The sequence below is a fragment of the Paraglaciecola sp. 20A4 genome (assembly GCF_011378905.1).
Classification (GTDB): domain Bacteria; phylum Pseudomonadota; class Gammaproteobacteria; order Enterobacterales; family Alteromonadaceae; genus Paraglaciecola.
On sequence record NZ_WTPY01000083.1, the window covers coordinates 1 to 842 of the forward strand.

The 842-nt window shown below is 37.4% G+C and carries 1 protein-coding gene; it reads right to left on the reverse strand.

The window, feature by feature from the left end:
* Positions 1–818, reverse strand: an 818-nt coding sequence (locus GQS54_RS22925) for a hypothetical protein (RefSeq protein ID WP_166426232.1), incomplete at its 3' end; no start/stop codon positions are given.
* Between the last annotated feature and the right edge of the window lie 24 nt (positions 819–842).

Below are 842 nucleotides of genomic sequence, written 5' to 3' on the forward strand. Positions count from 1 at the left end.
TCGAGAATCCTTACTTCTGAGCTAGACCAAGTACGACTATTGATTATTAAATACTTGTTGGACAGTGATTTATGAATGGAAACAAAACGTTCGTCGTCTTGTTCTTTGTATAGTGTTTTGAATTCAGTACCGGAGCCTATCGACTTAGAAACAACTTTATACTCCCGGCCAAACTCATCAAGTTCAACATAGTATATGGTGTCAGATCCCCTGCTCCATTCAATATCATCTTTAACGTTATCAATTTTTTGAATTATTTCTGCGCTACCATCAACTGATTTAATATGGAGTGAATGAACACCGGAAGAATTTTCTACCCACGCCAAATACTTTGCATTTGGTGATAATTGCAAACTTAGTAATTTATATGAAAGCTGATTTTTTCTTCTAGTATTCTCGTCTAATAATAATTTTCTATGATTAGATCCCGCTGGCAAATAGTACCAAATGCGATATTCGCCATTTTGTTGATACTCTGTATGTAAGGTATGTCCCGCATTTTCCCAAGTGTCTTCGGTCTGCCCTTGTGGCAATCTGCTCTTTATTTCAGCAAACACTTCAGAAATTTCATTACTTTTAGAGGAAAAATAACGTTTGGTCTTTTGTTCTTCAGACTCAAGATATTTGACCACTGGTGGGGAGCTTATTTCAGGGGTTTCTGTGTCCCTAAGCCAATGAAATTGGTCTGTATAAACCTCACCATGCCGGACCTCCTGAAACACTGGAGGAAAAGCTTCCGATTCATTAAGTTCAGCCGGGTTAGGTTCGTTTTTACAACCAACTAAGGTTAGTGCCACAAGAATAATAAATAGCTTCATTTAGAGTTCGCATTTTCCAATATA